Origin of the sequence: Pseudoalteromonas sp. A757 (assembly GCF_004103285.1) — a bacterium.
Classification (GTDB): Bacteria; Pseudomonadota; Gammaproteobacteria; order Enterobacterales; family Alteromonadaceae; genus Pseudoalteromonas; species Pseudoalteromonas galatheae.
In genome coordinates this window covers 62,298-83,015 of record NZ_QNQN01000064.1, presented here as the reverse complement: position 1 = coordinate 83,015, position 20,718 = coordinate 62,298, and the positions used below count along the sequence as shown (strand labels likewise).

Genomic DNA, 20,718 nt, shown 5'->3' with positions numbered 1-20,718 from the left:
AACCTGTATTGCGGTTCAAGTTTAGCGGATCAAACCACGATTAGAAGTCGCAATAAAATCAATCATTTGCTGAACTGCTGTGAACTCAGAAGCATCCTCTTTTAACGCTTCTAACGCATCTTCCAAACGCAGTCCCTTACGGAATAACGTTTTGTATGCGCGTCTTGTTGCCATAATTTCATCAGACTCAAAGCCGCGACGCTTTAAGCCTTCGGTGTTAATTGCAACGGGCCTCGCTGGCGTGCCAGTCGTTGTAACAAAAGGCGGCACGTCTTGGTTCACACCCGAGTACATACCAATAAAGGCATGTGAACCCACTTTACAAAATTGGTGTACACCAGAATTACCCGCAAGGATAACCCAGTCACCAATATGTACATGTCCGGCTACACTCGCATTGTTAGCGAAAATCACATTGCTGCCAATGACTGCGTCGTGTGCCACATGGGTGTAAGCCATAAATAGGTTATTGCTACCAATTCGAGTGATCCCTTCGTCTTGAATTGTGCCACGATGGATAGTCGCACACTCACGAATAACGTTGTTATCACCAATAATTAGCTTGGTTGGTTCATCCTTGTACTTTTTATCTTGGCAGGCTTCCCCTACTGACGCGAATTGGAAAATGTGATTGCCTGAACCAATCTCAGATGGGCCTTTGATCACAACATGTGATTCAATTTTACAGTTATCACCAATGATTACGTCATTGCCAATATAACTATAAGGGCCTACAGAAACATTCTCGCCTAGACGCGCGCCTGATTCGATAATTGCGGTAGGATGAATAGCCATTAAAACTCTCTTCTAGCACACATAATTTCAGCTGAACACACAGTTTTGCCTTCTACTTTAGCTTCAGCACTGAATTTCCAGATATTACGGCGTTCTTTTTCGAACTTAACGTGCAAATGCATCGTGTCACCCGGTAGAACAGGTTGTTTGAAACGTGCATTATCAATCGCTGCAAATAAGTATAGTTCATTCTCGCTGCGATTCTCGACCGTTTTAAAACCAAGTAAACCTGTTGCCTGCGCCATCGCTTCTAGGATCAACACACCTGGGAAAATAGGTTGCTCTGGGAAGTGACCCGTGAAAATAGGCTCATTAATCGTCACGTTTTTAATCGCGTGAAGATATTCGCCAGGCTTAAAGTCTACCACTTTGTCAACAAGCAACATTGGGTAGCGGTGCGGAAGAAGTTTTAAAATCTCTTGGATATCAAAGCTGTTTAATTCGTTAGCCAAAATAGCTTCCTTATTCTACATCAGTATCTTTAAGCTGTGCTGTCAGCAGCTCAAGTGCCTTCAGGCGCGACTTAAAGTCAGATAAATTGCGTAAGTGTGCAATAGACTTACGCCACTCTTTATTCGTTTGGTGAGGTAAACCAGAAGAATAGATCCCTGGCTCAGTAATTCCTTTAGTAACCATGCTCATACCAGTAATGACAACCCCATCACAAACTTCGTTGTGACCATTGATTGCTGTCATGCCACCAATTTGGCAGTACTTGCCGATTTTGACACTGCCCGCCAGTACCGTGCAGCCTGCGATGGCTGTACCGTAACCAACTTCAACGTTATGGGCAATTTGGATCTGGTTATCTAAAATGACGTTGCTATGAATAATGGTGTCTTCTAGCGCACCTCTATCAATAGAAGTACTCGCGCCAACTTCGACACGGTCGCCAATAATTACGGTGCCAACTTGAGGGATTTTAACCCACTCGCCTTTCTCGTTGGCGTAGCCAAAACCATCACTTCCTATTACGGCACCTGACTGGAATAGACATTGTTCTCCTATCTGTACTTCATGATAGACGGTTACGTTTGCCCAGAGTTTAGTCTTTGCGCCTATTTTGGCATGTTTTCCAATGAAACAGCCCGGCCCTATCTCAACATCATCACCAATCACAGCACCATCTTCAATTACGGCATTCGCACCTACGCTGACGTTTTCACCAAGCGTTGCAGTATCTGAGATAACTGCTGTACGATGAATCCCTGATGCTGCGCTAGGTGTTGAATCTAGCTTCTGTGCAAGTTTTGCATAAGCTACATAAGGATCAGCGATAATGAGTTTATTACCGGCAAAATAGTCCGCGTCCTTTTCACTCAAGATCACGGCCCCCGCAGTCGTATCTTCAAGCTGACCACGGTATTTGCTGTTGGCTAAAAACGCGATTTGGTCGTCTTTTGCCTGTGCGAGAGTGGCGATATTTCGAATTGATTTATCGCCATCACCTTGCAGCTGAGCACCTAGATACTCAGCAAGTTGAGATAAGGTGTGAAGTTTTGTCATTACTTATTGCTAACCGCTTTTACCACATCGTCAGAAAGGTCGGCTACTTTATCAGGATTAAAGTAAATTGTCGTATCTTTTACTTTAACTTCGTCAAACTTACCTTTTTTAGCAACGGATTCAATCGCATCCACGATTAACTTTTGTACTTTTGCAAGTTCTTGGTTTTGACGTGCTTTAATTTCTTGCTCTAGTGGACGACCTTTTTCAGCAAGTGTCTTTTGCATGCCTTGGATCTTCTCACGAAGTGCTTCTTTTTGCTCTTCGCTCATTGTGGTCGCTTCGCGCTTGAACTTCTCCGCTTCAAAACGAATGTCACCCTGAATTTTTTCAAGCTCTTGACGACGCTCAGCAAACTCCGCTTGTAGCGTTTGTTCAATTTTCGCCATTTGTGGAATTTGCTTATACACTTCCTGCATATCTACGATGCCTACCTTGTGTGCAAATGCGCTACCCGAAGCACCCATCATTAGTGCAGCTGTCATGGCTAGTGTTGATGATTTAATAAATTTTTTCACAATAAAACTCCTTAGAATGTATTACTGATATTGAAGCTGATCGTCTTGGTATCGTCTTCTTCTTCTTTTTTGAGTGGGTATGCAAAACTGATCAGCATTGGACCCATTGGTGAAATCCACTGAATAGATAAACCCGTTGATACTCTGAATCTTGTAGGATCAGAGAAGTCAGAAAGTAGATTGTATTGATCTTCCGTCAAGTTGCTGTAGCGATCAACGTCAAATTCTGTGTCCCATACGTTCGCTGCATCTACGAAGAAACTGGTTCTTACAGAACTGGTGTTATCTTCGTCAAGGAACGGTGTTGGTACGATAAGCTCAAGACCTGCTAGCGCTTTCGCATTACCACCAATACGACCACCAAGACTTAGCGTATCAAACTCAGGGTCACCGCCGATACAGCTACCCGCAGTACCATCTGGTTTAGGTGTGCCCGGAATACACTTAGGCGCACGCTGCACCGCTCGAGGTAGGATTGTGTTTCGGTCGAAGCCGCGTAGTTCTTGCTCTGAAATACGGAAGAACTCTTGGAATGGCAATACTTGCTCAAACCCATTCGTCTCGCCATAACCATTACCATAGCCTAAACCTGCTCTCGCTGAGAATACCCAGCGATGGTCATTACTAATCGGCCAATAGAAGCGTGAGTCATAGTTAATTTTAAAGAAGTTCAAGTCAGAGTTTGGTGTAGTAATACTTAAATTCAAGCTTTGACGAGAACCTGCTGTTGGAAACATACCGCGGTTAATTGTTACACGAGACCAACCTGCACTTAACTCATATTTAGTAAAGTCATAATCTGCATCTGGATCGCTTTCGTTTAAGAAACTCTCACGAAGCACTCGTGTTTGCTCAAAGTCTGAAATTTGCGAAAGGCTTTCTTCTATCCAGCGAATACCAAAGTTAACACGGTTAATCGCATTAATTGGGAAACCAAAGTTAGTGCCGAGGCCATAGCTCGTCGACTTATAATCTACGATACCAAATTCACTCGCATCAAACTTGCTGTAGAAGACACTACTGCCTTGAGACACGCCATCAGGTGTAAAGTAAGGATCGGTATAAGACACACTATAACGCTCTGAACCACGCGAAGTGTTTATATTGAAAGCAACTTGGTTACCAGAACCTAGGAAGTTAGATTCACTGACACCGATGTTAAACTGAAGGCCCGCATAAGAACCATAAGCAACACCTGCTTGGAAACTACCAGCAGGCTGCTCTTTTACTTTGAAGTCAACATCAACCTGATCTTCAACGCCTGGGATTGGCTTGACTTCAAACTCCACCGATTCCATATATGGCAAACGTTGAATTTGCAGCTTTGACCGCTCTAAATTTTGATTAGACAACCATGCGCCTTCAAGCTGCGTCATTTCACGGCGTAATACTTCATCCGCTGTATTTTGGTTACCGTTAACTACGATTCGACGCACATACACGCGCTTACCAGGGTCTACCGATAGCGTTAGTTGTACTTCTTTATTTTCATCATCAATTTCAGGAACAGTACGCACTTCAGCGTTAGCATATCCAAAACGCGCCAAATAGCTTTTAATGAAATCTTCAGTTGCCGTCACCACGGAACCATTATACAGCTCACCGGCTCGAAGCGGCACGATTTCCTTAATCAAGTCTTCACGGCCTAGCAAGTCACCAATAAAGTCAAAACCTTTAACGGTATACTTTTCACCTTCAGTGATATTTGCCGTAACATAAACGGACTCACGCTCAGGGCTTACTGAAACCTGCGTTGAATCGATATTAAAACGTAGATAACCACGGTCTAAATAAAAACTGCGGATCTTTTCTAAATCGCCTTCAATGGTTTGCTTTTGGTAGCGGTCATTAGAAAGGAAGCGCCACCATGGTAAGTCCTGTTGAGACTCAATCAGGTTAAGCAGCTCTTCATCTGAGAACAGCTCATTACCAACAAGGTTTATTTGACGTACAGAGGCGGCATCGCCTTCTTCAAACTTCAGCATCAGTTTCACGCGGTTACGTGGCAGTTCAACAATGCTCACCTCAACCTTAGCGTTATATTTACCAATACTGTGGAAAAACTCCGTTAAACCTTTTTCAATACTATCAAGTACGGTCTTGTCCAACGGTTCGCCTTGGCGAATATTTTGCTGCTCTAAACTCTCGTTTAGCTGCTCGTCTTTGATGTCTTTGTTGCCATCAAATTCGATAGAGCTAATCGTTGGACGTTCTTTAACCTTAAAAATGATTTGATTGCCATCACGAAATACTGCGATGTTGTCAAAGTGGCCAGACTTATATAACGCCTTGATTGTGCGTGAAATGGTAAACTGATCGACATTGTCACCAACGTTGATCGGAATATGTGTCAATGCAGCGCCTAGTGCAACGCGCTGCAGCCCTTCTACTTTTAAATCTTCTACGATAAAGGAGTTTTGCCCTAAGGCAGCAAAACTAGCGCCCAGTAAACTGGTTACTGCAATGTGTTTTTTTATAGGCATTTTATTATCTTTATCCTTTACAACAATTTGGCGCGATACGCTAAGGCTCACTACATCACAACATTCAAACGTTACAGTTTTGTATTATGTTATCCGTTGTATGCTTGAACAATAATGCAAACATTTAAACTGCATATAATGTGCGCTTTTGAGCACCGCACGGCTTAAAGCCGAGAAACATCATTAAATAGTGCAAAAAACGTTAAGGCAAGAAGAAGCGCCGCTCCAATCTTAAACCCAAACTCTTGTGTCTTTTCAGAGACTGGTTTTCTGCGAATTAGTTCAATTAAGTAATACATTAAATGCCCACCATCTAAGACAGGGAGCGGTAATAAGTTAAAAACTCCTAAGTTTACGCTGATAAGCGCTAAGAAGCCTAAAAATGCAACTAACCCGTAACTAACACTATTTCCGGCACTCACCGCGATCCCCACAGGCCCGCTTAAGTTTTTAACCGAGACTTGGCCCGTGATTAAGTTGCCGATCATGTCGAAACTTAAGGCAATCAAGTCGTAAGTTTTACGAATGCCAAGCACCATACTATCTAGGATGCCGTATTGTCTAGTTTCAATATAACCATTTGGCCATTTTTCCATCACAGGCACAACGCCCAAATAGCCTTGTACGACACCTTCTGGTGAAGTTTTTGCCTGAGGTGTTACCGTTAGAGTTTGTGGTTGACCATCGCGCAGAATATCAATGCTTATGGCTTGATTTGCAGATTTTTGAACTCGGCTCACCAGCTGTTGCCACGATACCAATCTGTCACCATTTATCGCAACCAGCGTGTCTTCTACCTGTAAGCCACCTTTGTCAGCAGCTGCACCTTCTTCGATATAACCGAGCTGCAGCGTCAGCGGCGGCCTATATGGCGTAATGCCGACTGAGGTCAGTGGCGCTTCATCTTGCTTTTCTAGTTTCCAATCGCTCAAACGTAGCGTGCGAATCGCCAAACTACCTTTTTCATCTTGTACTTTGGCAACCAGAGATGGTTCACCTAAATGCGCCATCAATTCGAATGTGACGTCTTGCCATGAGTGCACTAGCTCATCATTCAGCGCAATGATGTGGTCGCCTGATTGAAATCCAGCATCCGCCGCGATACTCGTTGGGGCAACCTCACCAACAACAGGTTTTACTGATTGAACTCCTACCATATACATCACTGCCAACACGACAACCGCAAACAAAAAGTTGGCAATGGGGCCTGCTGCTACCACAGCGATACGAGAAAGTACTGGTTTATTATTGAAAGCAAGATGACGCTCTTGCTCTGACACATCATCAACGCGCTCATCGAGCATTTTGACATAACCGCCAAGTGGAATTGCGGCGATAACGTATTCAGTTTGATGTTTGTCATACCACTTAACTAAAGGCTTACCAAAACCGATAGAAAAACGTAAGACCTTAACTCCGGCTTTTCTGGCAACCCAAAAATGGCCATATTCATGAACGGTAACTAAAATACCTAAAGCAAGAACAAATGACCCTAAGTGCCAGAAAAATTCAAACATGGTTACCTCAATGTAGCGATAATTTGCTGTGCTCGATGGCGTGCCGTACGGTCTGTTTCCATAATCGACTCGACGGATTTTAATACGCTTAGCGTACTTTGCTCAAGCGTTAAAGCATTGACTCGATAGATATCGCAAAACCCAATTTTACCCTCTAAAAATGCCGCGACGGCAATTTCATTTGCAGCATTCACTGTTGTTGTTGCGGCCTGACCACTACGGCATGCATCAATCGCTAATTTGAGGTTGGGATAACGATTAAAATCTGGTTTGGTAAAAGTGAAATCAACAATCTGAGAAAAATCTAATGGCTCGACACCGGCGTCGATTCTTTCAGGATAGGCAAGCCCATATGCAATCGGCGTTCGCATATCTGGTTGTCCCATTTGTGCCAGCACCGAACCATCGCGATACTGCACCATAGAGTGGATCATACTTTGTGGGTGGATCACCACCTCAATATCGTCAGCTGAGCAGTTAAATAACCACTTAGCTTCAATAAACTCTAGTCCTTTATTCATCATAGTCGCAGAGTCGACAGAGATTTTTCTGCCCATAGACCAATTTGGGTGCGCAACCGCTTCTTCGACCGTTACTGATGCTAAGGAAGCCAATGAACGCTGTAAGAAAGGTCCGCCAGAGCCGGTTAATAAAATCTTACTAACACCGCTGTGACTTAAGTTTGAAGATTGTCCCGTTTGTATAGTCGTTGGTAGGCACTGATAAATGGCATTATGTTCACTGTCGATAGGGAGTAAAGTCGCACCATGCGCTTTTACTTTATCCATAAACAGCTGGCCACTCATTACTAACGACTCTTTGTTCGCTAGCAGCACTTTTTTACCCGCTTCGACTGCTGCTAAAGTCGGTAACAAACCCGCTGCACCAACGATTGCGGACATCACGATATCCACATCTACGTGACGAGCCATCTCAGCCATTGCTTCAACACCATGGAGTACTTCCGTAGTAGTGCCCGTCAAACGTTGAGAAAGTTGCTGAGCTGCCTGCTCAGAGCTCATAACCGCGTACTTGGGTCGATGACGTGAACAAAGCTCGGCCATTTTTTCCGCGTTTTGCCCTGCAACTAGGGCAAAAACACGATATTGTTCTTCATTGCGGCTGACGACGTCTAGCGTTGATAGTCCAATGGAGCCGGTCGCTCCTAGTACCACCAAGTTTTGCTCGCTCATAGCACAACCGTCCAAGCGTAGCAAAAAGCAAAAATGGGTGCCGCAGCCGTTAAGCTATCAATGCGATCTAGGATACCGCCGTGACCTGGCAAACAACGTCCTGAATCTTTAAGACCTACTTCGCGCTTAAACATACTTTCAAGCAAATCACCAACGGCAGAAAATAGCGCGATAATAATGGTCATTGCAGCGTAGACTGGCCACATATTGAGATCAATTGCGGCGAAGTGACAAAACACTAACACAAAAACAACTGCAGTGATCACGCCACCGACTAGACCTTCAATCGTTTTATTCGGGCTCACTTTAGGCATGAGCTTATGCTTACCTAAGTTTTTGCCAGCGAAGTAAGCACCTATATCAGCACTCCACACTATGCCCAAGACCACCATGATAAGGACTGAACCTATGTGCTCGCCATCTTCATATCCGGCGCTACGCATCACATTTAATGCAAGCCACAGCGGCACTAGTGTCAGTACACCTGCGATGGAGCGCATCATGATCCCTTCATTCCATGCACGCGCTGCTCGTGGATATTTAACCACCAAGAAAGTGGCAACCAACCACCACGCAAAAGCTAATGTAAATACATAATTAGCATCAGCGACTAAGCGCCCCTGCTGCCATAAATCCTGTATTGGCCAATGAGTGTTAAGCAATAGAATTAGCACTGCCATGACACCAACAAAAGTAAAACGCTGACGCTTTTGACAAAGGCCTGCAAGCGCCGACCACTCCCATGCACCAAGCAAAACGATTAGTGCGGCAATCGTACTAAACATTGCCAGCGGTGTATAAAACACCAAAAGTAGAGCCAGAGGTGCAAGCACCGCTGACGTTAGAATACGTTGTTTTAACAAATTTGAACCCTTAACTTGTTGCGTCTTTCTCTGCGAGGAGCTGCTTTATTTGCTCTCCTGTGCATCCGAAGCGTCGCTCTCTAGACACGTAACAAGCAATGGCTTCAGAGAATGCTTGCTCGTCAAAATCAGGCCAAAGCGTGTCGGTAAAATAGAGTTCGGCATACGCAGCTTGCCATAGCAAGAAGTTACTGATGCGGAAGTCGCCTCCCGTTCTGATCAGCAAGTCGAGATTCGCTTGATCGGCCATCGTCATCTGCTCTGTCAAGGCATCTTCGGTTATATCACTTGGTTGCAACTCGCCCTTCGCAACTTGTTTTGCGAGGTGTTGTGCTGCCTGTGTGATATCCCAACGTCCACCGTAATTTGCTGCAATGTTTAAGTTAAGCCCTGTATTGTCCTGGGTCAATGTTTGAGCTTCATGAACACGCTGTTGGAGGCTGTCAGGAAAACGAGAAAGATCGCCAATAATGGTTAGCTTTACGTTGTTCTTATGTAATTTTTTAACTTCTTTAGACAACACATAAATAAATAACTCCATTAATGTGCTGACTTCATCTTCTGGCCTACGCCAGTTTTCACTACTAAAGGCAAATAGCGTCAGAGAATCTATACCTAACTTGGAACAGAATTGTACAGCACTGCGAACCGCATCTACGCCCTTCTTGTGTCCGAAAGCGCGCGGACGCCTGCGAGCTTGAGCCCAACGACCGTTGCCATCCATTATTATCGCAACATGTTTTGGCAATGATTGCTGCGAAATAACCTCTGCTTTTAAAACCATAATTCCAATTTTAGTGAAAAAAAACGCCGCCTAGTATACCCTAGGCGGCGCTTCAAACCTAATAAATTTGTCAGTTTACCTAGCCCCAAAAACGCTAACTGCTCAGAAACAAAGCAGTATTTTCTGCAATACGTAAACAGTGCGTAAATATAAACACTAGGGTAAAGACATTTAGATTTCCATTAACTCAGCTTCTTTCGCGCTAAGCTGTGTATCCATTTCTTTGATGAACTTGTCAGTCAATTTTTGGATATCATCTTCAGCTTGACGTGCTTCGTCTTCAGAAATTTCTTTGTCTTTTAGCAATGACTTAATATCACCGTTTGCGTCACGGCGAATGTTACGTACAGCAACACGACCACCTTCGACCTCACCACGAACGATCTTGATAAGATCTTTACGACGCTCTTCAGTTAATGGAGGAAGTGGAACACGGATCACTGTACCTGCTGACATTGGGTTTAGACCTAAGTCAGAAGACATAATTGCCTTTTCTACCGCTTGTGCAAGCGATTTGTCGAATACGCTAATAGCCAGTGTACGAGAGTCTTCAGTCGTAACGTTTGCTACTTGGTTTAGCGGTGTATCTGCACCGTAGTAAGAAACAGAAATACCATCTAGTAACGCTGGGTGTGCACGACCTGTGCGGATTTTAGAAAGCTGGCTTCCAAGTGCAGCCACACTTTTTTTCATACGCTCTTGAGCGTCTTTTTTAATATCTTCGATCACAATACTTTCCTAGTCTGTTCTTGTTATGCCAGATTATACTCGCAATTTAGAGATTCGCTACTTAACTGCGAGTTGCTGAAATAGTCGTCAGATTATTCTGCTGCTTGAGAAGAGATAAGGGTACCTTCCTCTTCACCCATGATGACATTTTTCAATGCACCCGGTTTATTCATGTTGAATACGCTGATTGGCATATTGTGGTCACGTGCCAATGTAAATGCAGCTAAATCCATCACTTTCAATTCTTTGTCGATAACTTCGTTGTAAGTCAACGTACGGTATAGCGTAGCGTCTGGGTTTTTCACCGGATCGTCGCTAAATACCCCTTCAACCTTTGTGGCTTTAATCACGGTATCCGCTTCAATCTCGATACCGCGCAAACATGCTGCTGAGTCCGTGGTAAAGAATGGGTTGCCCGTACCTGCAGAGAAAATAACAACACGGCCAGATTTTAATAGGCTAATTGCTTCTGCCCAATTGTACGCATCACACACACCATTTAGCGGGATAGCAGACATCAAACGTGCGTTTACAAAAGCACGGTGCAGCGCATCACGCATCGCAAGACCATTCATGACGGTCGCCAGCATTCCCATATGGTCACCCACAACTCGGTTCATGCCCGCTTCTGCAAGTGAACCACCACGTAAGAAGTTACCGCCACCGATAACCAAACCCACTTCTACGTCGAGCTCTACTAACTCTTTGATTTCTTGTGCCATACGATCCAATACTTTTGGATCGATACCAAAGCCTTCATCTCCCATTAAAGCTTCACCACTAAGCTTTAAAAGAACGCGTCTAAAAACAGGTTTTTTATTGATAGTCATAATATCCGGGCCAATTAAAAGTGAGGTAAAAAATAACCGCGCTTATGCTAGACATAAATGCGCGGTTATTTTAGAGAATTTTCAGCAATGACGCAAAGCTAATGTCAGCTTTTACGTCATTAGGCATCACAATAAGTGATTACTGGCCTTTTGCTGCAGCGATTTGTGCTGCAACTTCTGCTGCGAAATCTTCTTCTTTCTTCTCGATACCTTCACCTACTTCTAGGCGAACGAATGAAGAAACAGATGCATTCTTCTCTTTAAGGTAGTCACCCACTGATTTCTTAGGTTCCATGATGAAAGCTTGACCAGTAAGAGAGATCTCACCAGTGAACTTCTTCATACGACCAACAACCATTTTCTCAGCGATTTCAGCTGGCTTACCTTCGTTCATTGCGATTTCAACTTGAACCGCTTTTTCTTTTTCAACTACTTCAGCAGGTACGTCTTCTGGGTTTAGGTAGTCTGGCTTAGAAGCAGCAACGTGCATTGCAACGTGCTTAAGTGTTTCTTCGTCAGCATCACCAGCTACAACAACACCGATACGCTCGCCGTGACGGTAAGCAACTAGCTTGTCACCTTGAATGTAAGAAACACGACGGATGTTCATGTTCTCACCGATTTTAGCTACTAGTGCAACACGAGTCTCTTCAAACTTAGCTTGTAAGTCTTCGATAGTTAGTTGCTCAGCTACAGCTGCGTCAGCAATTTCGTTAGCAAATGCAAGGAAGCTTGCATCTTTTGCTACGAAGTCAGTTTGACAGTTAACTTCTACTAGTGCAGCAAAACCTTCGCCTTGCTTGATGATGATTGTACCTTCAGCAGCGATGTTGCCTGCTTTTTTAGCAGCTTTAGCAGCACCACTTTTACGCATGTTTTCGATTGCTTGATCGATATCACCGCCAGTTTCTGTCAGTGCTTTTTTACAATCCATCATACCAGCGCCAGTGCGGTCACGAAGTTCTTTTACTAGGGCAGCAGTTACAGCCATTAGAATATCCTCAAATCTGAATTCAGTTCTTGATAAAACCAACCTTAGGTTGGCTGAATATCAAATCAAGTACAGCTCGCCTCAATTTGATAAAAATCCGTTATCTTTCAAGGTCTGCTTGGCAAACAACGGGATAAGCAGTTAATCGCTTATAAAGAATATCAAGTCTTCATCAATAATTTGATGAAGACTTGATGACAGCTAATACCTAATCAGGTAATTACTCAGCTTCAACGAAGTCGTCGTTTTCTGCTTGAGCAACGATGTTGCTTTCACGACCTTCAGTGATAGCAGTCGCTACTGCACCAGTGTATAGCTGGATTGCGCGGATAGCGTCGTCGTTACCTGGGATGATGAAATCAACACCATCTGGGTTAGAGTTAGTATCAACAACAGATACTACTGGGATACCTAGGTTGTTAGCTTCACGGATAGCGATGTGCTCGTGGTCAGCGTCGATAACGAAGATAGCGTCAGGAAGACCGCCCATATCTTTGATACCGCCAAGGCCTTTTTCAAGCTTTTGCATTTCACGAGTAAGCATTAGCGCTTCTTTCTTAGTAAGCTTCTCGAAAGTACCGTCTTGGCTTTGAGTCTCAAGCTCTTTAAGACGCTTGATTGATTGACGAACTGTTTTCCAGTTAGTCAACATACCACCTAACCAACGGTGATTTACGTAGAACTGCTCACTTTGGATAGCCGCTTCTTTAACTGCTTCGCTTGCAGCGCGCTTAGTACCTACGAAAAGGATTTTGCCTTTGTTAGATGCTACGTTCTGTAAGAACTTAAGTGCATCGTTGAACATAGGAACAGTTTTTTCTAGGTTGATGATATGAACGCGGTTACGTGCACCGAAGATGAACGGCTTCATCTTAGGGTTCCAGTAACGTGCTTGGTGACCGAAGTGAACACCAGCTTGAAGCATATCGCGCATTGAAACGTTTGCCATTGTATATTTCCTCTAAAAGTTAGGGTTAGGCCTCCACATATCCCATAGCACCAACACGAAGTTTTTATAACTGCATGCACCCAAGTGTATGTGTCGATATGTGTGTGTGTTAATATTAATAAGTGTGTTGCCTTAACTACAAACATTCATTCTCATCGTGTGAGGAAGAATTATTTGTAAAAAGACGGCGCGCTTTATACCATATATAAAGAATTAACTCAATCTTATGCGTAAAATTTGTGCATAATAAATGTTCATCTAAATTGACTTGGAGTCTAAATGAGTGCAGTGATCAAAACCCCTGAAGAAATCGAAAAAATGCGTGTTGCCGGGCGTTTAGCCGCGGAAGTACTGGAAATGATCGAGCCGTACGTTAAGCCAGGGGTGACCACCGACGAATTAAACACCATTTGTCACAATTACATTGTTGATGAGCAAGGCGCTGTTCCTGCACCGTTAAATTATCACGGCTTTCCGAAGTCTATTTGTACCTCAGTTAACCACGTTATTTGTCACGGAATCCCGAACGATAAACCGCTAAAAGAAGGCGACATTATCAATATCGACATCACTGTGATCAAAGATGGTTATCATGGTGATACGTCAAAAATGTTTTACGTCGGTACTCCAACGATCCAAGGTAAGCGCTTAAGCGAAATCACGCAAGAGAGTCTATACCTCGCGATAAAAATGGTAAAACCGGGCGTACGCTTGGGTGATATTGGTGCTGCAATTCAAAAGTATGCTGAAGGCTTTAACTACTCTATCGTGCGTGAATATTGTGGTCACGGTATTGGTAAAGAGTTCCATGAGGAGCCACAGGTAATGCACTACGGCAAGCCGGGCACTGGCGAAGTACTTAAAGCCGGCATGTGTTTGACTATCGAGCCTATGGTTAACGCAGGTAAGCGCCAATGTAAGTTACTAAAAGACGATTGGACTGTAGTCACTAAAGATCGTAGCCTCTCGGCACAGTGGGAACACACGCTGCTTGTCACCGATAACGGCGTTGAGATCTTGACGCTACGTAATGATGAGACGATTGACCGCGTTATTACGCATTCAGCATAATTGTAATGTGAATTTCAAAGCCAGCTGTTTAGCTGGCTATTTCCGTTAACATTAACGTTTTCCCACGACATCGCACACAAAACAGATCAGTAAGTTAGCCAAACCATTTGTACAATTTTTTACCAAAGTGATTTTGCATCACAGATATTCATGGGACATCCATATTCCGTCACTGTTAAAGTAATTCTGGTATAAATTACTCTATTGTCATCAAATCTACACTAAATAGCTATTAACATTAGTTATCAATTTAACTCGGCAATATTCAACGCTATTTCTGACGGCTATAATAGCCACGTAACATAGATTCTCTTCCTTACTCCAAACCCTTACCCCTTCAATTAAAAAACCCGTAAAAAACATTTAAAATCATAAATTTAACACCAATCACCTTTGATTTTCACGCTTGGCGTTCAAAGCAAAGCTAACGATGTTTTTTGAATCAACATTCAATGTAGTTAATCGCTACCCACTATAAATAATCAATTGATTAAATAATTTGACCATTGTGAAAAAAAAGACCATTATCACTTTAGGTAAACAAAAAACAAACATTGAATACAAAATGAAACAACCTGTTAAGGAAAGCAACAATGTCAAATACAAATAATGAGCTGATTGTCGTTACGTCCGCGATTGTGCAACTAAAAGCCGCTGCCAAATATAGAAACTTCAACCATGATACGTTCCAAAGTGTTATGTCATTCGCGAATACGGCGGGATTGTACATCGCTTTAATTAAGAAAAAAGAAAGAAGAATTATTTCAGATATGAACGTTTCTGCATGTAATCAATTAGTAAAAAAACTACAAAGTGCAATTTACGATGACGAGTTCGCACTGGAAGAGCTACGCAGTGTCTGCAGAACCAACAGTATATTGTCTGACGTTGCTCTATATGGGCAGGATGACCCCAGTGCTGCATTTATGTCTCTTGTCATTTTTCAAAATAGTCTGTCTAGTACACTGACACCCGCTTCATATCTGATTGACCTGATAACCCCCTACCTACACAAAGCCTATATCACTAGCTTAGAGCCTACATGGGCACAGAATCATCCGCTAGAGTCCCTTACAGCGAGAGAAAAAGAAGTGTACAACTGGATGTCGTCAGGAAAAACAAATAGAGAAATTGGACTTATACTTGGGATCAGTCAGTTTACAGTTAAAAACCATGTTGCTCGTATTCTTGAGAAGCTCAACGCACCTAACCGCTCGGCAGCCTTAGCCTTATGCAATTAATTGAACGATGAGTCCCACTAAAAACACTTAATGGGACTCTCTATAAGGGTCTACCAACCATTCATTACAGCAAGACAGGTATTGCTCACTTGAAGCCAGTAATATCTTTTAGCCATTCTCAGCAGCCCAAACGATTAAAAACATCGCCCGTAAAAAACCGATATTAAGCTAGCTCTTGACGAGCATACTTGCCATTTCGAGTTAACGGTAATTGAGACCAAACTTGAAGCCTATCAACCAGCATGTACTTTGGTAATAGTTTAGCACAATGCATTTTCAACTCTAACAGCGTCGGCGCTTTATCTTTAATGGTAATATGCGCGTGTAACTGCTTGTCTTCATTGAGAACAACAACACATTCTGCAACATGTTTATGCTTATTGATCGCATGCTCAACCTCACCTAAGTGAATACGGTAGCCCTTTACTTTCACCATATGATCTTCTCGGCCGTTATACATTAGTTCACCAAACTCATTGTAGTAGCCTAAGTCACCAGTGTTATAATATTGGTTTTCCTGAGCTGGTTTACCCCAATAACCAGCAAATACTGTAGGGCCTGATACACAGATGAACCCTCGCAAACCTTGCGCAAGTTCTTCACCAGTATTATTCCTGATTGTAATAATGCTATTGCTAGCTGAAAAGCCAATAGGTAGTAATTCTGGGACATTCTCACCTATTTCATAATAGGTGCAAACATTAGTCTCTGTTGGGCCATAAAAGTTATAAAGTCGAGCTTGGGGTAATGCTGCCCTTAATACTTTTAGCGCTTTAACCTCAAAGGCCTCTCCTGCAAAAATCACGGTCGTTAGCAACTTGCAACGCTCCGCGAAAAGCGGCTCAGCTTCGAGCATTAACTTAAGAGCGGTAGGTACTGAATACCAGACAGTGATCTGCTGCTGCTCTATAAAATCAATTAGCTGTTTTGGAACGTAACTTAGTAATTCAGACACGAGATGAACGCTAGCACCCGCCAATAAAGATACATAGATATCAAATACAGATAGATCGAAATGCCAAGGTGCATGATTGGCAAATCTATCCTGTTTACTGGGCATTAGTTTAGCCTTTGCCCAGTTAATAAATGCTAAGGCATTCTCATGAGTGATTTTCACTCCTTTCGGCGTTCCAGTTGAACCAGATGTATATAACATATAAGCGACATCTTGATAGTCGACTACCGCAGGGCTGTCTGTTGGAACAGCTTTCATAGCTTCGTTCCAACAGGTTAACGAAGCGATAAAGTCGGCAGTGCCATAGTATTCTTCGTTAAGGACAATCACCCGACACTGAATTGATACATCATGAGTGCATTGATCTAGCTGCTCAGCTGAGGTGATCAATACACTTAATTGACAATCGTTTCTTATTTCTTCAACACGCCTTATTGGGTTTGCCGGATCTATCGGTACATAAATCGCGCCAATATGAGTAACCGCAAGCATCGCAGCTAGTGCCCTACAGGACTTATCCACCCACAGGCCAATCCGATCACCAGACTTTACCCCCAAGCTACTCAAGTGGCCTGCGAAATGGAAGACAGCTTGGGATAATTCATCGTAATCCATACTTAATAGACCATCATGAACGGCTATTTTGTTTTCTCCGGCTGCGGACATTCCAGCTAGCAAAACCTCACTCAAATTTTTCATAACAAACCTAACCTATTACAAATTAGTTCACGTTGAATATCTGATGTACCAGAGAAAAGCACAGATCCAAGTGCATCTTTAATACTGCTATTCACTCCACCTTCGTCCAAATAACCAAGCGCTCCATGCACACGGATCACATCTAGCCCAGACTGTACAAAGGCTTCGCTGATGGCTAATTTGCTTGTCGCCACTGCTTTTGTATTGTCTACCTCTTTTGATTTTTGCCATGCAGCAAAATAAAGCAGCAACCTTGCACTTTGTAACCTAACCTCCATATCCGCGATACGGTGAGAAACAGCTTGAAACTTACTGATCGTCTTATCACCTTGTTTGCGCATATTTGCATACTCGATGCAAAGATCTAAATCGCGCTGCATCACGCCAATAAACAACGCAAATAAACAACAGCGCTCCCAATCCATTGAAGCTGCAAATATCCTAGCGCCTTGACCCTCATCACCGAGCACATATCGCTTATGTACCTTAACCTCATCAAAGAAAACTTGATTCAACTGAGCAGAGTTCAAACCCAGTTTTTTGTAGCTATTTCCAACTTCTATACCAGGTAAATCAGCGGGGATAACAAATGCAGTTTGTCCGAGATATCCAAACTTAGCGTTAGTCGTCGCATAGGCGATAAAATAATCAGCAACACTACCGTTAGTCACGTAAGACTTAGCGCCTTTGATGATGTAATAATCACCTTCTCGGCTCGCCGTTGTTGCTAACTTTGCTATGTCTGAACCTGCTTCAGCTTCCGAAATAGCATTCGCCGCGATTTTTTCTCCAGAGGTGAGTAGAGGTAATAACTCCCGCTTAATCGCTTCGCTTCCATGCTCATAAATTGGCATGACACAAGCAAAGGTATGTGCAGCACCGGCAAACAAAACGCCGGTATCCGCGCCGCCTTGTCCGAGTCCCTCCAGTACCTTTACTGTGGTTAAAATATCCAATCCCGATCCACAAGGTGAGTATTCACTATCAACAGGTAATCCAAAATAACCGAAGTCACCTAAAGATTTCCATAAATCGAGTGGAAACTCGCCCGGTTGATGGCTTGTAGATCGTAATTCTGACGAATAACTTAGAGCATGCTCAAATAGCGACAGCTGCGCCTCATTCCATTCAAAATTCATTTGTATTCCCCACTTATCCTATTTTTAATTATTGAACTTCAGTCTTAACTTGCCATCTGTTTACGGTCGTATTCTTCGATTGCATTTCTGAAAATAGCTGGCGCTTTCCAGTCCTTACAATCAAAACAACAACCGCCCAATAAGCGTATGACTTCATCCCTAAGATCAGGGTTTTGCATTTGATAGCCAAAGAAAATGGGGTAAATCCAAAAGTAGCGAATAAGATCTGCTGCGATTTGTTGACCTCCGTTGCTCCAATCTCGATAAGCGTAAAAAGGGGCTTTCCAGTCTTGACCATTAACAACCTGTTCAATCGCTTCAGCAGCTCTAATCCCTTCTTTCATTGCGAACGAAACACCGTAGGAGAAAATAGGGTCTAGGAATCTATGTGCGTCTCCAATGCAAAGCCAACCATCACCAACAAATGGTTCTATTCGGTAAGAAAAGTCAGCCATTGACTGAGACTCACCTTGACGTTCGGCATTTTTGAAGCGTCGCTTCAGCTCTGGGCTGATGTGCTCCATGCCCCATTCGATTGCATCATCTGGGTTTTTGCACTCTTTATAATAGAGATCCTTCGGTATAACGACTCCTAAGCTGTCCGTATCTGGAGAAATAGGAATGATCCAAGACCAATGATATTGCTTTGAATATAGGATGGTTGTATTGGTGGAAAACGGCGGTAAATCTCTTTCCACCCCTTTATAATGCGCAAATGAAGCAATTTGCTGAGAGAAGAATTCAATCTGGCGTTTTCCTGCAATGCCTTTTCTTGAAAGAAAGGTGTTTTGTCCACTCGCATCGACTAGCACCTTCGATCTTACTTGATGTTCAATGCCATCGGCTTTATACACAGCCCCAACAACCTTGTCACCTTCTCGAATAACATCAGTTACCATACCAAGTTGATATTCAACGCCGTGTTCAACCGCCTTTTGTTTGATCATATTGTCAAAATCGCTGCGACGCACTTGCCAAGTTGGCGCGAGAATTGGGATAAAGAACTCATTTTTTGATAATGAGCCTATAACGTTTACGCCGGGTTTGTCAGGAAATCCAGCAGCATCCATTGCATCTGCAAGGCCTAAGTCACGAATGATCTGCCCAGCATTACCAGTTAACGACTCACCGATGTGGAAACGAGGAAACTGCTCTTTTTCAATACATAAGACCGACATGCCTTTCTTACGGCATTCAATTCCACATAGGCTCCCAGCAGGCCCACTTCCAATTATTACAACGTCATAATGTGTAAATCCGTTCATTACATAGCCACCTTATTTAAGAAATCTTCAACTACCCAAACAAACTCTTCTGGTCGCTCTGACGCTGAGAAATGACCACAGCGAGACAAGCGTGTCACCGTTGCATTTTCGAGTTTTTCAGCTGCTTTTTCGCTCCACTCTGGAGGAATAATCTGATCATGATTACCAGCGATGAATAAAGTTGGTACCTTAACGCCGTCGAACGTGGTTGCCATTGATTTACGCGCATACTCGTCGAGGAATGAGTGATAAGCAGGTCTAGAAAGTACATCATTTAGTAGGTCTTCCAGCGCAGGAGTCATTTTTGGTGGATGGTAATATGCAGCAGCTAAAAACTGCTCAGGGTTTGAAGACATCTTCTTGAGATCTCCCCACCAACTATCAACGTCTTCCACCAAACCAAAGCCTGTACATACGAGCGCTTTCACCTTCTCCGGATAGCGGCGAGCTATTTCAGTCGCTATCATGCTGCCCGCGGAGTTAGCGACAAGTACCCATTCTTGCTCTTCTAATGTTTCTAAAAACTGTAATGTAAATTCCACATGATCTACATATGAAGGCGCATCGTTGCTACTTTGGCTTAGTCCAAATCCAGCTAAATCAAGCGCAATGGCATTGTGACGACCTTGTAATGAGCGTAGCGTTGAAGACCAAGATGTTGATGGGTTGCCAAGCGCTGGAAGCATAATCCACAATGGACCTTTACCTTTAACACGTAAGGTGTGCTGTTTGAATCCGTTACCGGTGTCTATCAACTCTCGCTGAATGCCATAACTCTCTTGTAAGCAAACCAAGCGCTCTAGCTCGGACACTTCAGCTGCACGCTCAGTTTCAACGATCCCTGATAGTGATTTAATCAGCATCGAAAGCGTCTTTATATTCTCAAAATGCACTGGTGTTATATTATTTTCAGGGATCTTTGCACCATACTTTTGATCAACATGTGCAAGCAAACGCACCATTGATAATGAGTTTAATATACCTAATTCAAGCAAGGGCGTATTTTCATCTAAATCGGGGGCGGCGCCTTCCAAAAGGTCGTTATTTATAAAATCGATCAGCTCTTTTTCCACTTTAATCTCCATTAATTTAAAAACAAGTCCCCACAAACAATATAGAAACAAGATAATAAAAAAATAGCTAAGTAGGACTATTAAATTAGTTAGATCGGACTATATGAAAAACCCCAG

The 20,718-nt window shown here is 43.2% G+C and carries 19 protein-coding genes; 2 read left to right on the top strand and 17 right to left on the bottom strand.

What is annotated here, in order from left to right; translation table 11 throughout:
• Positions 1-21: 21 nt before the first annotated feature.
• The 13 genes from lpxA to rpsB form a co-directional block, all read right to left on the bottom strand.
• On the bottom strand, positions 22-795 hold the full coding sequence (lpxA, locus tag DRB05_RS08025; RefSeq protein WP_128726471.1) for an acyl-ACP--UDP-N-acetylglucosamine O-acyltransferase: 774 nt from the start codon (positions 793-795) through the stop codon (positions 22-24).
• Positions 795-1,247 (bottom strand): 3-hydroxyacyl-ACP dehydratase FabZ, encoded by a 453-nt coding sequence (gene fabZ, locus DRB05_RS08020; protein WP_010371351.1) that lies wholly within the window; start codon positions 1,245-1,247, stop codon positions 795-797. Before fabZ ends, lpxA begins: the two co-directional genes overlap by 1 nt.
• Before the next feature lie 10 nt (positions 1,248-1,257).
• Positions 1,258-2,301, bottom strand: a complete 1,044-nt coding sequence (gene lpxD, locus DRB05_RS08015; protein WP_128726470.1) for a UDP-3-O-(3-hydroxymyristoyl)glucosamine N-acyltransferase — start codon at positions 2,299-2,301, stop codon at positions 1,258-1,260.
• Entirely contained in the window at positions 2,301-2,819 is a 519-nt protein-coding gene (locus DRB05_RS08010) for an OmpH family outer membrane protein (RefSeq protein WP_128726469.1), read from the bottom strand. The genes lpxD and DRB05_RS08010 overlap by 1 nt, the downstream gene beginning before the upstream one ends.
• Before the next feature lie 11 nt (positions 2,820-2,830).
• Positions 2,831-5,302, bottom strand: coding sequence for an outer membrane protein assembly factor BamA (gene bamA / locus DRB05_RS08005; protein ID WP_128726468.1), 2,472 nt, complete (start codon positions 5,300-5,302; stop codon positions 2,831-2,833).
• A gap of 164 nt (positions 5,303-5,466) precedes the next feature.
• Complete coding sequence (gene rseP / locus DRB05_RS08000) at positions 5,467-6,819, bottom strand: sigma E protease regulator RseP (protein ID WP_128726467.1); 1,353 nt, start codon at positions 6,817-6,819, stop codon at positions 5,467-5,469.
• A gap of 2 nt (positions 6,820-6,821) precedes the next feature.
• Positions 6,822-8,012 (bottom strand): 1-deoxy-D-xylulose-5-phosphate reductoisomerase, encoded by a 1,191-nt coding sequence (ispC, locus tag DRB05_RS07995; protein ID WP_128726466.1) that lies wholly within the window; start codon positions 8,010-8,012, stop codon positions 6,822-6,824.
• Positions 8,009-8,875, bottom strand: coding sequence for a phosphatidate cytidylyltransferase (locus tag DRB05_RS07990; RefSeq protein ID WP_128726465.1), 867 nt, complete (start codon positions 8,873-8,875; stop codon positions 8,009-8,011). Before DRB05_RS07990 ends, ispC begins: the two co-directional genes overlap by 4 nt.
• A 10-nt stretch (positions 8,876-8,885) precedes the next feature.
• A complete protein-coding gene (locus DRB05_RS07985) occupies positions 8,886-9,659 on the bottom strand; it encodes an isoprenyl transferase (RefSeq protein ID WP_128726464.1) in 774 nt (257 codons plus the stop codon).
• A 171-nt stretch (positions 9,660-9,830) separates the two neighbouring features.
• The gene (gene frr / locus DRB05_RS07980; RefSeq protein WP_010371327.1) at positions 9,831-10,388 is read right to left on the bottom strand and encodes a ribosome recycling factor; all 558 of its coding nucleotides are present in this window, start codon (positions 10,386-10,388) and stop codon (positions 9,831-9,833) included.
• Positions 10,389-10,480: 92 nt separating this feature from the next.
• Positions 10,481-11,218, bottom strand: a complete 738-nt coding sequence (gene pyrH / locus DRB05_RS07975; protein ID WP_010371324.1) for a UMP kinase — start codon at positions 11,216-11,218, stop codon at positions 10,481-10,483.
• 139 nt (positions 11,219-11,357) lie between these two features.
• On the bottom strand, positions 11,358-12,209 hold the full coding sequence (gene tsf, locus DRB05_RS07970) for a translation elongation factor Ts (RefSeq protein WP_102057110.1): 852 nt from the start codon (positions 12,207-12,209) through the stop codon (positions 11,358-11,360).
• Positions 12,210-12,429: 220 nt separating this feature from the next.
• Positions 12,430-13,158: a 30S ribosomal protein S2 gene (gene rpsB, locus DRB05_RS07965; protein ID WP_010371318.1), complete on the bottom strand. Its 729-nt coding sequence runs from the start codon at positions 13,156-13,158 to the stop codon at positions 12,430-12,432.
• 279 nt (positions 13,159-13,437) lie between these two features.
• On the opposite strand from rpsB, the gene map reads away from it, so the two are divergent.
• A complete protein-coding gene (map, locus tag DRB05_RS07960; RefSeq protein WP_045964223.1) occupies positions 13,438-14,229 on the top strand; it encodes a type I methionyl aminopeptidase in 792 nt (263 codons plus the stop codon).
• 593 nt (positions 14,230-14,822) lie between these two features.
• Entirely contained in the window at positions 14,823-15,470 is a 648-nt protein-coding gene (locus DRB05_RS07955; protein WP_128726463.1) for a helix-turn-helix transcriptional regulator, read from the top strand.
• Between the two features lie 163 nt (positions 15,471-15,633).
• Here the strand turns inward: DRB05_RS07955 and DRB05_RS07950 are convergent, their stop codons facing one another.
• From DRB05_RS07950 to DRB05_RS07935, 4 genes are read right to left on the bottom strand one after another with little or no spacing between them, the layout of a single operon-like run.
• Positions 15,634-17,124, bottom strand: coding sequence for an amino acid adenylation domain-containing protein (locus tag DRB05_RS07950; protein ID WP_128726462.1), 1,491 nt, complete (start codon positions 17,122-17,124; stop codon positions 15,634-15,636).
• A complete protein-coding gene (locus tag DRB05_RS07945) occupies positions 17,121-18,263 on the bottom strand; it encodes an acyl-CoA dehydrogenase family protein (protein WP_128726461.1) in 1,143 nt (380 codons plus the stop codon). Before DRB05_RS07945 ends, DRB05_RS07950 begins: the two co-directional genes overlap by 4 nt.
• Positions 18,264-18,307: 44 nt before the next feature.
• Positions 18,308-19,528, bottom strand: a complete 1,221-nt coding sequence (locus tag DRB05_RS07940) for an NAD(P)/FAD-dependent oxidoreductase (RefSeq protein ID WP_128726460.1) — start codon at positions 19,526-19,528, stop codon at positions 18,308-18,310.
• Positions 19,528-20,601, bottom strand: a complete 1,074-nt coding sequence (locus tag DRB05_RS07935; RefSeq protein WP_161568678.1) for an alpha/beta fold hydrolase — start codon at positions 20,599-20,601, stop codon at positions 19,528-19,530. The genes DRB05_RS07940 and DRB05_RS07935 overlap by 1 nt, the downstream gene beginning before the upstream one ends.
• Positions 20,602-20,718 lie beyond the last annotated feature (117 nt).